This is a genomic window from Coprococcus sp. AM11-30B, from assembly GCF_027674365.1.
In the GTDB taxonomy this organism is placed as follows: Bacteria; Bacillota; Clostridia; order Lachnospirales; family Lachnospiraceae; genus Allocoprococcus; species Allocoprococcus comes.
On sequence record NZ_JAQDVB010000024.1, the window covers coordinates 19,338 to 32,578 of the forward strand.

15 protein-coding genes are annotated in these 13,241 nt (G+C 43.3%); 10 read left to right on the forward strand and 5 right to left on the reverse strand.

From position 1 onward, the window contains the following. Positions 1 to 5 precede the first annotated feature (5 nt). Together PGU50_RS14605 and PGU50_RS14610 are read right to left on the reverse strand one after the other, a co-directional pair. On the reverse strand, positions 6 to 893 hold the full coding sequence (locus PGU50_RS14605; protein WP_117558043.1) for a 4Fe-4S binding protein: 888 nt from the start codon (positions 891 to 893) through the stop codon (positions 6 to 8). After that, the gene (locus tag PGU50_RS14610) at positions 886 to 1,026 is read right to left on the reverse strand and encodes a CD1871A family CXXC motif-containing protein (protein WP_020435933.1); all 141 of its coding nucleotides are present in this window, start codon (positions 1,024 to 1,026) and stop codon (positions 886 to 888) included. The genes PGU50_RS14605 and PGU50_RS14610 overlap by 8 nt, the downstream gene beginning before the upstream one ends. A 45-nt stretch (positions 1,027 to 1,071) precedes the next feature. On the opposite strand from PGU50_RS14610, the gene PGU50_RS14615 reads away from it, so the two are divergent. Then, entirely contained in the window at positions 1,072 to 1,809 is a 738-nt protein-coding gene (locus PGU50_RS14615; RefSeq protein ID WP_173826228.1) for a response regulator transcription factor, read from the forward strand. Next, the gene (locus PGU50_RS14620; RefSeq protein ID WP_270247278.1) at positions 1,806 to 2,990 is read left to right on the forward strand and encodes a sensor histidine kinase; all 1,185 of its coding nucleotides are present in this window, start codon (positions 1,806 to 1,808) and stop codon (positions 2,988 to 2,990) included. Before PGU50_RS14615 ends, PGU50_RS14620 begins: the two co-directional genes overlap by 4 nt. A 133-nt stretch (positions 2,991 to 3,123) precedes the next feature. Here the strand turns inward: PGU50_RS14620 and PGU50_RS14625 are convergent, their stop codons facing one another. Further along, positions 3,124 to 3,972, reverse strand: coding sequence for a LysR family transcriptional regulator (locus PGU50_RS14625; RefSeq protein ID WP_195250153.1), 849 nt, complete (start codon positions 3,970 to 3,972; stop codon positions 3,124 to 3,126). 352 nt (positions 3,973 to 4,324) lie between these two features. On the opposite strand from PGU50_RS14625, the gene PGU50_RS14630 reads away from it, so the two are divergent. The 7 genes from PGU50_RS14630 (at position 4,325) to PGU50_RS14660 (ending at position 9,914) form a co-directional block, all read left to right on the forward strand. Beyond that, positions 4,325 to 6,073 carry an ABC transporter ATP-binding protein gene (locus PGU50_RS14630; protein WP_117824030.1) on the forward strand — a complete coding sequence of 583 codons (1,749 nt, stop codon included), beginning with the start codon at positions 4,325 to 4,327 and terminating at the stop codon, positions 6,071 to 6,073. 2 nt (positions 6,074 to 6,075) lie between these two features. After that, positions 6,076 to 7,806, forward strand: a complete 1,731-nt coding sequence (locus tag PGU50_RS14635) for an ABC transporter ATP-binding protein (protein ID WP_270247279.1) — start codon at positions 6,076 to 6,078, stop codon at positions 7,804 to 7,806. A gap of 346 nt (positions 7,807 to 8,152) precedes the next feature. Beyond that, entirely contained in the window at positions 8,153 to 8,359 is a 207-nt protein-coding gene (locus tag PGU50_RS14640) for a helix-turn-helix domain-containing protein (RefSeq protein ID WP_005341250.1), read from the forward strand. A 69-nt stretch (positions 8,360 to 8,428) separates the two neighbouring features. Next, complete coding sequence (locus PGU50_RS14645) at positions 8,429 to 8,857, forward strand: hypothetical protein (RefSeq protein ID WP_117558053.1); 429 nt, start codon at positions 8,429 to 8,431, stop codon at positions 8,855 to 8,857. A gap of 55 nt (positions 8,858 to 8,912) precedes the next feature. Beyond that, positions 8,913 to 9,137, forward strand: coding sequence for a DUF3791 domain-containing protein (locus PGU50_RS14650; RefSeq protein ID WP_003864584.1), 225 nt, complete (start codon positions 8,913 to 8,915; stop codon positions 9,135 to 9,137). Continuing rightward, positions 9,130 to 9,696 (forward strand): DUF3990 domain-containing protein, encoded by a 567-nt coding sequence (locus PGU50_RS14655; RefSeq protein WP_195479580.1) that lies wholly within the window; start codon positions 9,130 to 9,132, stop codon positions 9,694 to 9,696. Before PGU50_RS14650 ends, PGU50_RS14655 begins: the two co-directional genes overlap by 8 nt. Continuing rightward, the gene (locus PGU50_RS14660; RefSeq protein WP_055155952.1) at positions 9,684 to 9,914 is read left to right on the forward strand and encodes a hypothetical protein; all 231 of its coding nucleotides are present in this window, start codon (positions 9,684 to 9,686) and stop codon (positions 9,912 to 9,914) included. Before PGU50_RS14655 ends, PGU50_RS14660 begins: the two co-directional genes overlap by 13 nt. A gap of 170 nt (positions 9,915 to 10,084) precedes the next feature. Here PGU50_RS14660 and PGU50_RS14665 read toward each other — a convergent pair whose 3' ends face one another. Further along, positions 10,085 to 11,419 carry a D-serine ammonia-lyase gene (locus PGU50_RS14665; RefSeq protein WP_270247280.1) on the reverse strand — a complete coding sequence of 445 codons (1,335 nt, stop codon included), beginning with the start codon at positions 11,417 to 11,419 and terminating at the stop codon, positions 10,085 to 10,087. A 155-nt stretch (positions 11,420 to 11,574) separates the two neighbouring features. Here PGU50_RS14665 and PGU50_RS14670 point away from each other — a divergent pair, with 155 nt between their 5' ends. Then, on the forward strand, positions 11,575 to 12,219 hold the full coding sequence (locus PGU50_RS14670; RefSeq protein ID WP_270247281.1) for a type IV pilin protein: 645 nt from the start codon (positions 11,575 to 11,577) through the stop codon (positions 12,217 to 12,219). A gap of 65 nt (positions 12,220 to 12,284) precedes the next feature. Here PGU50_RS14670 and glsA read toward each other — a convergent pair whose 3' ends face one another. Continuing rightward, positions 12,285 to 13,235, reverse strand: a complete 951-nt coding sequence (glsA, locus tag PGU50_RS14675) for a glutaminase A (protein WP_118218649.1) — start codon at positions 13,233 to 13,235, stop codon at positions 12,285 to 12,287. Positions 13,236 to 13,241: the final 6 nt, after the last annotated feature.

Sequence of the window (13,241 nt, forward strand, 5' to 3'; positions counted from 1 at the left end):
TTAGTTTATTTATTGTCAGCCTTTTTTTTGTTTGAAAATCCGTAATGATAGCAGATTGCATCAGTCGGACAGGCTTTCATACATTCTCCGCATCGGATACACTCCGGATGGTTTGGTGTGTCTACTACATTGACATCCATCTTACAGACACGGCTGCATTTCTGGCAGCCAACACATTTCTCATGATCAACCTGAATCTTAAGAAAAGATACCTTGTTAAACAGTGAATAAATAGCACCCAGCGGGCAGATCCATTTACAAAATGGACGGTAAAACAAGATGCTCAGGATGATGAAAAGCGCAAGGATTGTGAACTTAAATGTAAATAAATGTCCGAGTGCGGCACGGATTCCTGAGTTGGCAAGTGCCAGCGGAATTGCGCCTTCAAGTACGCCCTGTGGGCAAATGTATTTGCAGAAGAAAGGATCTCCCATACCAAGTGAATTGGTTACAAATGCCGGAAGTAGTATAACAAAGACGACCAGAATCACATATTTCAGATACCGCAGAGGCTTCAGTTTTGCCGTGGAAAGTTTCTTGCCCGGAATCTTATGCAGCAGATCCTGGAACCATCCAAACGGACAGAGGAATCCACAGATAAACCGTCCTAACAGAACACCTAACAGGATGAAAAATCCGGTGATGTAGTAGGTGAATTTGAATTTTGAAGAACCGACCACGGCCTGAAAAGCTCCAATCGGGCAGGCACCTGTGGCGGCAGGACAAGAGTAACAGTTTAGTCCTGGGACGCACATCGTTTTTACATTTCCCTGATAAATTTTCCCTTTAAACAGATTCGGGATGTGAATGTTGGTCAGCAGTGTAGCAGCTGCCTGAATCCATCCGCGGAAGCGGGCCAGAAAGTTTTTGTTTGATTTCATTTTCTTATCCAATTCCAACACACTCCATACATAATTTTATTGCCTTACTAAGTACAACCGCTGCTTCTCCGCGGAAGATCCCGACAAGGAAAAACACCAGACCGGCTGCAAGTAAAAGAATCTGTGTTGCTTTTTCAGATTTCATTAAAATACTCCTTTCAATGTTCAAAGTCCGTTTATTGACCTTTCGATGTTTGCATTATACAATAGAGGGTGTAAAATTCCTGTTAAGAAAATGGAGAAAAATAAATTGAGATTATTAGTTGTTGAAGATGAGAAGAAATTATGTGATATGATTGCGAAAAGTCTGCACCAGGCAGGATATGAGGTAGACACGTGTAACGACGGAGAGGAAGCACTGGATATGATCTATGCGGAAATGTATGATTTGATCGTGCTTGATCTTAACCTTCCGGGGATGGATGGGATGGATATTCTCCGGGAACTTCGAAAGGAAAACGAAGAGACAAAGGTATTGATTCTGTCTGCGAGAAGTCAGATCGCTGATAAGGTTGACGGTCTTGATGCGGGGGCAAATGATTATATGGAAAAACCCTTTCATCTGCAAGAGCTGGAAGCCCGTGTGCGAAGTCTGACAAGAAGAAAGTTTGTACAAAAAAATGTCTGTCTGGAATGTGGCAATCTTCGTTTTGATACAAGAGAACGGACTGCATATGCAAAAGACAAGCCGGTTGCATTGACAAGAAAAGAGAATGGGATTCTAGAGTATCTTCTTTTGAATCAGGGAAGACCGGTCAGTCAGGAAGAACTGATCGAGCATGTCTGGGATTCTTCTGTGGATAGTTTCAGCGGCTCGATCCGAGTGCATATGTCTTCTCTGAGAAAGAAACTGAAAGCCGGGCTTGGTTATGATCCGATCGTGAATAAGATCGGTGAGGGGTATAAGATAGGAGGTGGTAAAGCATGAAAAAAATATCACTCCAGTGGAGACTGACGATTCTTACGACCGTGCTGATCACAGTATTGTGTGGATGCCTTACATTTTTCCTATATAAGAACGGAGTCTATTATATTGACACGCTTCAGGAGACTGTTACGGATCAAAGTGCCGCACCGGAGGCAGTGTATATTGATATTCCGGATAATGAATGGGATGATTTTGCAGCGCAGTTTGCTACGAAGGTTTATAATTCGAAATCAGATTATAGAAATAGAAGTCTTCTGATTACTGTTGTCGTGGCACTGATTGGTGGCGCAGTTACATTTTTTGTCAGCGGCAGGGCATTAAAACCACTCAAAGAATTTTCAGAGACAGTAGAAAAGGTTCAGGCACAGAATCTGGCGGATTATACGATTGAAGAGAATAGAATCGCAGAATTAGACCGACTTCGTACTTCTTATAACAAGATGCTTTTGCGACTTTCGGAATCATTTGAGACACAGCGTCAGTTTACAGGAAATGCAGCACATGAGTTACGTACTCCACTGGCTTTAATCCAGGCACAACTGGATCTATACCATACAACAGAACATCCGGAGAGTACCGCAGTGGCAGAAGAGACAATTCAGATGGTAACGGAGCAGAATGAACGTCTTAGCAAGTTGGTCCGAACGCTTTTGGATATGAGCGAATTACAGACCGTATCGCGAAATGACAGAATTGAGCTCCATAGTCTGATCGAGGAAGTGCTGACAGATCTGGAACCGCTGGCACAGGAAAAAAAGGTTGAACTGATACAGAAGTCACAGGGAGCAGGAGCAAAGGCTGATGAAGAATTGTTTTTGACAGGGAGTGATATTCTGATTTACAGAATGCTATATAATCTTGTGGAAAATGCGATTAAATATAATCGGGAAAATGGATCCGTTACGGTATCGGCAATAAAGGAGAAGAACAAAGTTATTCTGAAGGTTTCGGATACAGGAAATGGAATTGACGAAGCATTCAGGGAGCAGATCTTCGAACCGTTCTTCCGGGTAGATAAGTCAAGAAGCCGGGAACTCGGAGGTGTGGGGCTTGGCCTTGCGATGGTGCGAGAAGTTGTGCGGGTTCATGACGGAACGATTGAAGTTTATACAAATAAGCATAGCGGAACGACATTTGAAGTGAAAATGGGTATAGGGGCAGACTTTGAAAAAGCAGTATAATCGAAAAACAATTCGCAAATCGATCATACTGATGTTTATCGCTTCCACCTGCCAGAACATGGAGAATCCGTCTTACAATTCACTTACCGTATCAAAAATAAACCAAGGATTATTATTTTTGATACGGTTTAAATTATTTCAGACAGACATCCATAAAATCCTGCACTACCGCCGTCGGCTTCCGCCCCTTCTGCCAGATCAGAAGGATCTTCGTCACCAGATCCGGTTCATCAAGCACCTGACAAGCCAGCCCTTCGCAAAGCGGCTCCATGGACTGCGGGAAGATCGCCGTGGCAAGCCCTTCCTTCACCCAGAGGGTAGCGCCCCTGGCATCATCACACAGGCAGAACACCTCCGGAACCAGATTCTGCGCGTGAAATGCATCCATAATCAGCTTTTCATAGCGCCGGTAGAGAATTAACGGTCTGTGGACTAACTCTTCAAGAATGAGTGATTTTCGCCTTTCTGAAGGCATCTCCGAATTGGAAACAGCGATCATCGGCTCCGAATGCAGGACTGCGGACTCCACATCATCCAGCCGAAGCGGCGTGCGGACAACCGAAATATCGATGATCCCTTCCTGAAGATAATCATATAACGTATACGTGATCCCGTCGTGAACCTCAAAATTCACGTCGGGATTTTTCTTTGAAAATTCTGCGATAAACGGCATGACTGTGCCGACCGTCGTCGGCGTGATCCCGATTCTCAGAACCCTTTTTTTACCCGTTTGGGACACCTCAAGCTCTGTCGATCTGGCATAATCCAGAAGGCTCGCCGCACGGTCATACAAAAGCTTACCTGCCGCCGTCAGGATCACCCCTTTATGGGTACGCTCAAACAGCTGCACGTTCAGTTCATTTTCCAACTGCCTGATCTGATAGCTGAGGGGCGGCTGTGACATATTGAGCTTTCTCGCCGCTTCATTGATGCTTCCCGTATTCGCGATTTCCCGGAAATATTCCAGCTGTCTGAGTTCCATTTTCTTTTTTCCCTCCGTTTAGTTATATGATGATACCAGGGTCAAAAGGTCAGAAAGCCGATGCAAGCTTGCTTGCAAGAGGATTTTTGACCTCTTGACCCGCCAAAAACATGAGTAAGTAGCCATTTTTCAAAGAAAAATGAGCGGATTACGAATGTTTTTGAGGATTGCGAGAGTGCAAAGCACGTAGCAATCTGGTATCAAATAGGTCAAAATACCTTTTGCCACTCACATTGTTATACTTTTTTTATATTAAGCTGTCATAAAAACAATATTATTCATATTGATAGTAGCGCATTATAATGAGTAGGTCAAGAAAAAACTAAGAAGTAAAGAACAGGAGTGAGTGTGTTTGAAGAAACTTTGGGTTTATCTGAAAGAATACAAGACAGAAAGTATTCTTGCACCATTATTCAAACTGCTGGAAGTCGTATTTGATCTTTTGGTTCCGGTGGTTGTCGCCAAGATCATTGATATTGGTATTGCAAACAATGACCACGGCTACATCGTAAAGATGTTCCTGGTGCTGATCCTCATGGCTGCAGTCGGTCTTAGCTGCAGTTTTACCGCACAGTATTTTGCTGCAAGAGCGAGTGTCGGCTGTGCAACCAATTTAAGACAGGCCGTATTTGACCACATTCAGGGCTTTTCATTTACCGAACTTGATACGATCGGTACGGACACCCTGATCACACGGATGACCGATGATATCAACCAGGTCCAGAACGGCATCAACATGGGACTTCGTCTTCTTCTGAGAAGTCCGTTTATCGTAATCGGTTCGATGATCATGGCATTTACGATCAACTTTAAATGTGCGCTGGTATTCGTTGTGGCGATCCCTCTTTTATTTGTCGGCGTCATTTTCATTATGCTGGTCAGCATCCCGCTTTTCAAAAAAGTGCAGGCTGCCCTGGACCGCGTCACAGGACTTACCCGTGAGAATCTGACAGGTGTCCGCGTGATCCGCGCATTTTGCCGCGAAGAAGAATCGGTAAATGAATTTGAAAAGAGCAACACCGAACTGACCAGGTTAAATGAATTTGTCGGAAGAATTTCCGCCCTGTTAAATCCATTTACCTACGTGTTGATCAACATTGCAACTGTCATCCTGATTGCAAGAGCAGGACTCCAGGTCAATCTCGGAACCATGCATCAGGGACAGGTTGTCGCGCTTTACAACTACATGGCACAGATGATCGTCGAACTGATCAAGCTGGCTTCCCTGATCATTACACTGAACAAGGCGATGGCATGTGCAGACCGTGTAGCCGGTGTCCTGGATATCAGGACTACCATGCATTATCCGGAAACTCCTTCTGCAAAGGCAGATCCTTCTGCAAATGAAGTTGAATTTGACAAGGTATCCTTCACCTATGCAGGTGCCGGTGCATCAAGCCTTTCTGATATCAGTTTCTCTGTAAAAAAAGGGCAGACAGTCGGTATCATCGGTGGTACCGGATGCGGAAAATCCACTCTGGTCAGCCTGATCTCCCGTTTCTATGATGTAACCTGCGGAACCGTTAAACTGAATGGACGCAATGTAAAAGAGCTTACCAATCAGGAAATCCACGACAAGGTCGGAATCGTACAGCAGCGCTCCGTCCTTTTCAAAGGCAGCATCCGCGATAACATGAAATGGGGCAATGAAAATGCATCTGACTCCGAGATCTGGGATGCACTGAAAGTTGCACAGGCAAAAGAAGTCGTAGAAGGAAAAGACGGACAACTTGATTTCATGCTCGAGCAGAACGGAAAGAACCTTTCCGGTGGACAGCGTCAACGTCTTACCATTGCCCGCGCTCTTGTGAAAAAGCCGGAAATCCTGATCCTCGACGACAGCTTAAGCGCACTTGATTTTGCAACTGACGCAGCACTTCGGAAAGCCCTCGCAGGACTGGAAGGAGAGACAACAACCTTCCTGGTATCCCAGAGGGTTGCAGGCATCCGCCAGGCAGACAAGATTTTAGTATTAGATAATGGAGAACTCGCCGGATCCGGTACACATGATGAACTTATGAAATCCTGCGAAGTTTATCGTGAGATCTATTTCTCACAGTTCCCGGAAGACCGTGCAAAATATGAAAGAGGGGAGATGTAGGTATGAAAAAAGACAGTATAATGAAAAAGCTTTTTAAATATATCGGAAAATACTGGATTCTCCTGATCCTCAGCATCATCCTTGCCGGAATATCAGTGGTTCTTCAGCTTTATGTGCCGGTTCTCTTCGGTAATGCGATTGATGAGATCGTAGCAGCACACAAGGTAAACTTTACCCAGATGTGGCTCTATCTGAAGCAGATTCTTCTGTTCGTAGTGATCGCTGCAGCCGCAATCTGGATCATGAACCTTGTCAATAACCGCATGACCTATCATATTGTACAGGATATCCGATCCCAGGCAATCCGCCACATCCAGAAGCTTCCGCTTTCTTATCTGGACCAGCACAGCACCGGCGATATTGTGAGCCGTATCATTGCCGATACCGATATCCTTTCTGACGGATTACTGCTCGGATTTACCCAGTTATTTTCCGGCGTTGTGACCGTTGTTGTAACCTTGATCTTCATGTTTTCCAAGAACGTGTGGATCACTTTGATGGTCATCCTTCTGACACCACTCAGCTTCCTGGTGGCAAAATTTATTTCCTCACGCTCTTTTACCATGTTTAAAAAGCAGAGTGAAACCCGTGGAAAACAGACTGCTCTGATCGAGGAAATGATCGGAAATCAGAAGGTTGTCAAGGCATTCGGATATGAGGACAAGGCTTCAAAGCGTTTTGATGAGATCAATAAAGAACTCAAAGAATACAGCCAGAAAGCCGTATTTTACAGCAGCCTTACCAATCCGTCCACCCGTTTCGTAAACAACATTATTTACGCTGCCGTAGCGCTTGCAGGTGCATTCCTGATCCCGCTTGGAGCCCTGACTGTCGGCGGTCTTTCCGTACTGCTTTCTTACGCGAACCAGTACATGAAGCCATTCAACGACATTACATCCGTAATCACGGAAATGCAGAACGCCCTTGCATGTGCAACACGTATCTTTGACCTCTTAGAAGAACCAGAAGAAGTAAACGATTCTTCTGAAGTACTTGAAAAGGTGGATGGAAATGTGGATATCGACCACGTAGATTTCAGCTATGACAAGAGTAAATCTCTGATTGAAGACTTTAACCTTCAGGTTGAACCTGGTATGCGTATTGCAATCGTAGGTCCTACCGGATGCGGAAAAACAACATTTATCAACCTCCTGATGCGCTTCTATGACGTGGATTCCGGAAAAATCTGTATCGACGGTAAACCGATCGATGAGATTTCCCGACATTCGCTCAGAAAGAGCTTCGGTATGGTGCTTCAGGATACCTGGATCAAATCCGGTACTGTCCGTGAAAATATCAGCTTCGGAAAACCGGATGCCACGGATGAAGAAATCATCCGGGCAGCAAAAGAAGCAAAAAGCTGGGATTTCATCCGCAGACTTCCGCAGGGACTTGATACCGTCCTGCATGAGGACAGCATCAGTCAGGGACAGAAACAGCTCCTGTGTATCACAAGAGTTATGCTCTGTCTGCCGCCAATGCTGATCCTGGACGAAGCGACTTCAAGTATCGATACCCGTACCGAACTGCAGGTACAGGAAGCATTTGATAACCTGATGAAAGGTCGTACAAGCTTTGTCGTTGCACACCGTCTGTCTACGATCCGCAACGCTTCCCTGATCCTCGTCATGAAAGACGGTAAGATCATTGAGCAGGGAACCCATGAAGAACTGCTGAAAGAAGGCGGCTTCTACAGTCATCTGTATAACAGCCAGTTCCAGGCAGTGTCATAAAAGGATAACGGTGCTAGAGCGGATTCGTCGGAAACATCCAAAACAGTTAAGGATGGATTCATGGAAGCACCAGATGGTGAGATTCCATTTGATTAATTCAGAATAAATGGTTGGAGAGGCTGCCCTTTGCCGGGGCATCCTCTTTTCCATTTTACAGAAGAAATCAAAAATTACAGGTATTCGACCTAACGAAATCGTGATATAATGAGTGCAAGAGAGCCAACATGCTTGCATGATTGGCGAACGGCGAATTGGATCATGATAGTTGCGAAGCAACGGTAAGCACCGAAGGTGCGAATCATGATATAACCAAAATATATTTGAATGAGAAATATGGAGGTAGCTTATGGGCGTAAGTTATAACAGATTGTGGAAAATGCTCATAGATAAAAATATGAAGCGGATAGAGATGCAGTACCTCACTGGAATCAGTGGAAATATTCTTGCCCGGATGGGGAAAAATCAGTATGTATCAATGGAGACGATTGAGAAGATCTGCAAGAAGCTAGACTGCACTGTTGATGAGATGATGGAATTTACAGATGATGAGTAACAGGAGGTTAACTTCCCGTTTATCGGGAAGTCGCAGAGAACGAAAAAACGGTATTTGGAGGTATTCACTATGAAAAAGATTATAACCGTAATGCTTTGCATTGTGCTGGTTCTTCTCTTTGCCGGATGCGGAAAAGACGGCGATACATCAAAAGTGGAAATTGATTATGGAACATCTTCCGTTTATTCAAAAGAAGAAATAGACTCTGCCATTGAGATTATAAAAAAGCAGTTCACTTCGTTTGAGGGCTGTGAATTGCATAGCCTTTCTTATATGCCTGATGAAGAATGCAACAATGCAGATAACATTGAATGGATGAACAATTTAAGAACGGATGATAATAAAGAAGCCTTTACGCAATGTATTGCATTTGAAAGCAGTTTCCGTTCGCCGGAAAAAGGTGGCGGTGCATGGGAAGCTAACGAAGAATACACTTGGTCATGGTGGCTTGCACGGAGTGAAGGCGGAGAATGGAATCTGATGACTTGGGGTTATTGATAAGAGTAAAAAAAAATTCCAGTATTATTGGCCAAGAAATTAAGGAGGATTCATTATGAGTGAGAAAACAGAGATTACTTTCATGCAAACAAGATTAATCCGGCTTGCTTCAGAAGAGTGGCATTTACCTGTTGAACAGATTATCCACTTGTTTAAAGAAGCCGATGTTCTTGGATATATAGAAAAATGCTATGGGATTTTTCATTGTGAAGGTGATGAAGCTGTGCTTGAAGATATTACTGAATTTTTGCAAAGAAAGGGGATAGAGATTAGTGCTTGATTTAAAAGATGGATTTGTTCTCTATCATGGAAGTTATTGTGAAGTAAAAGAGCCAGATCTTGCCAAATGTGCAAAGAGAAAAGATTTTGGGCAGGGATTTTATTTAACCACATCAAAGGAGCAGGCAGAAAGTTTTCTGAGAACCTCAATAGCCAAAGCAATCGCAACCGGAACAATTGAAGAGGGGCAGAAGTTTGGATATATTTCAACTTTTGAATTCAAACTTTCAAAAAATCTTGAAACGCATATTTTTGAAAATGCAGATGTAGACTGGTTACATTGCATTGCCGCTCATCGAAAGAAAAAAATGTTCATCGAAGTTGAACGTGAAATGGCAAGGTATGATATCATTGCAGGAAAGATTGCGGATGATGCAACAAACGCTACCCTTACTGCTTATCTTGCCGGGGCTTTCGGGACAGCAGGCGATAAGGAAGCAGACGATTTCTGCATCAGACAGTTGCTGCCCAATAAACTAAAAGATCAATATTGCTTCAAAACAGAATCCGCTATTGAGTGTCTGAAATTTGTGAAAGGTGAGAAGATATGGCTGAAGTAACAATTCCAAAAGAAAAACTGGATTATACAATCGACCTTCTTATCGCTATGGTGACAGAAGAAATCGCAGAAGAGACGGGCAAGGACAGAAAAGAGGTATTGACAGATTTTCTATGTTCAAAGACAGGAAAAGCACTGTATGATGAGAAAACAAAACTGTGGTGCAATGGTCCGGCATATATAACCGAATTGTATAGGGAAGAATTAAAGAAATCCTGATATGGAATGTGAGTTTAAATTTATACAACAATGGCGAGCAAAACTTTTATTCCATATAGAGCAACAATTAAATATTTCAAAAACGCTGAGGTCAGCATTTCCTAATCATGGAACAATGACCTCAGTTTTTTTATACCAGAAATCGGCATTCATGAATCAGCCGGTTCTTTTTATTTCTCCAGATACGTGTTTTTGTATTCTTCACGAATTGCTTCCGGCACAAGACTTCCGCCTGTTGCCCATGCAATGTGTGTTGCATTTTTCATTTTCTCTTCAAGATGATTCTCCTGTAAATATTTGCGTGCAGATTCATTCCTTTCAATCTGTATTGGTCCTTCAAAAGAAGCACAAGCACTTGGCTCAAGGAAAATGTTCTCTGTTCCGAGAAGGTCTCTCATGTAATCATATAATTTTCCATCGCGGATAGTAAATTCGCCGCCAAGCAGATTCTTCATTACTCTGCCTACAAATCCAGAAGGACGTCCCACGGCAAGCCCATCTGCATGGGTAAGTCCGGTAAGCCCAATATCCTGTACGGAAATCTCCTGGTTCAGTCCGGTTGCCATTCCGACTAGCATACACGGTGCCTGTGTCGGTTCTATGAAAAAGCAGTGTACATAATCTCCGAACAGCAGCTTAAGTCCAAAGCATACACCACCCGGTGCTCCGCCTACTCCGCAGGGAATATATACAAAGAGCGGATGTTCTTCGTCTACTGTAACATTCTTTTCTTCCAACTGCTTTTGCAGACGTTTTGCCGCTACTGCATAACCAAGAAAGAGTGTTTTTGAATTTTCATCATCCACAAAGTAGCTGTTCGGATCTGCATCAGATAAAGCACGTCCGTTTTTCACCGCTTCACTATAATCTGACTCATATTCCTTTACTGTTACCCCGTGGCTTCTGAGTAAGTCTTTTTTCCACTGTTTCGCATCTGCTGACATGTGTACGATCACCTGATAGCCAACTGCTGCACTCATGATTCCGATACTCAGTCCAAGGTTTCCGGTGGAACCCACCTGAATGGTATACTTTTTGAAAAACTCTCTGCATTCTTCACTCGCCAGTTTCTCATAATTGTCTTCCAGACTCAAAATCCCATGCTCTAATGCAAGTTCTTCTGTGTGCTTCAAAATCTCATAAATACCGCCGCGTGCCTTGATCGAACCGGCGATCGCCAGATGGCTGTCCTGCTTTAATAATAAGTTCCCTTCCAGATTGCTGTCGTATTTCTCATTCAGCAAATCCTTCATCTTCGGAACCGGTGTCAGAACAGATTCGATGATTCCGTTTCTCTCTTTTGTTTCCGGGAAACATTTCATAATGAACGGTGCAAAACGCTCCAGTCTGCGCTCCGCATCTTCTACATCTTCCATACCAAGTTCGATCTGTTCCATTGCTTCCCCACAAGCTGTTTTGTCCGGATTTTTCCAGAACACCTCTTTTTCACTACAGATCTCCTTCAAAATCGGAGTCTTTTCCTCCAGCATTTTCAAATCAACCATCGCTTTCATACCTCTCTTTCCATGACTTAATTCATATCTATATATTACCTTATTTCTTGTATTCTGATTACCATATTTGTCTTGACCATTCTTCAATCAGAATGTATTATATCATTATAAAAAATTGCATCTATACACATTTTAACATATTTTTAATGGGAGTGATTTTCATAAAAACAATTCATAAAAAACACGGCTTTACACTTGTAGAACTCATTGTTGTACTATCTATTCTTACAATACTGGCAACACTGCTAATTCCGTCTTTGACAGGATATATTGAAAAAGCAAAAAAGCAGGCTGTTTTAACTGAGGCAAAAGAAGTCTGGACTGCTGCTCAGGCTGCTTTGTCCGAATGTTATGCTATGTACCCGGAAAGCTTTGAAGAATCTTGCAAGTTTACCTCCACAATCGGCGGCGAAAAGATGACAAAGCTCGGAAGAATATCAAACGGTGCATTAAATGCTCTTCAAAGGAATCCCAAAGATCAGACCGAGGTCAATACATCCAGCCGGCGAGTTGCAAGACAAGTACTTATTTATCTGGAAAGTGCAGATAAAAATGCAAAACCGCGCTATACATTCGGCAATGGTGCGATTCCTACCGGGAACAGCAGACCAAGCAACTATTTTAAAGACAAACCGACTTCAAAAGATATCCTTATTCAGATTTTCCATACGAAAAAAGGGAAAGTCGTTGCACTCAATTTTGGAAAAAATGGATACATGGTAACCATGATCGCAGGAAAAGAACCAACCATTGTTAAAGATGGAAATTGTCTTCCATCCTCTGAAAAATAAGCGGATAAAAGAAAAGCGACACTGCAAAACCACATGCTAAGGGAGTTCTGCAGTATCGTCTTTTTTTATTCTTCTACCTTCCACTCTCTGGTATCAAAGATGTGAAGATGCAGTGCTTCTGAAATATATCCCAACAATTCGCAGCCTGCGATACAGTTTCCTTTTTTGTCAAGAGACGGTCCGTAGATCCCGATTCCCATTTTCTTTTTCGACACGCTAAGGAGACCTCCGCCTACTCCACTTTTAGTCGGAATTCCTGTTCTTAATGCAAATTCCCCCGATCCGTCATACATTCCGCAAGTAAGCATAATGGTCTGCACCATCCGCACAGTCTGAGATGAGATCAGACGTTTTCCGGTGGAAAGCTGCACTCCGTCATTTGCCAGCAGAAGACCGAACCTTGCCAGATTTCTTGCATTTACCGACATGGAACACATCTTGGTATAAAAGGTAACACTTTCTTCTACATCGGTATCAATGATGTCCTTACTTTTTAAAAGATAGGCAATCGCCTTATTTCTTGCGCAGGTCGCCATCTCAGACTGAAATACGGCTTCGTCTATCGCGATCTCCGGATCCTCGCATACTTCCTGCATATACTTCTGCATATCTTCGATGGAATATTGGTTCACTAGCAGACTTGCAACCGTAATTGCTCCGGAATTGATCATCGGATTAAAGGGCCGGTTGCTCCGGTTATCCAGTTCTACCAGTGAGTTAAAAGCCTCTCCCGACGGCTCTACGCCCACATGATCAAACACAAACTCTGCTCCAAACGTTTCCAGCGCCAGACACAGTGCCATTACTTTGGAAATGGACTGTATCGTAAATCTGTCCTCTGTATTTCCGGTCTCAAATTGATTGCCGTCTATTGTGTAAAGGCAGATCCCCAGTTTATTCTTATCTGCCTTGGCAAGCTCCGGAATATACGATGCGACACTTCCATACCGGATCACACCTTTTCCGATACGGATGGCATTTTCCAGTATTCTCGTAACTTCTTCTGATTTCATCATATTCTC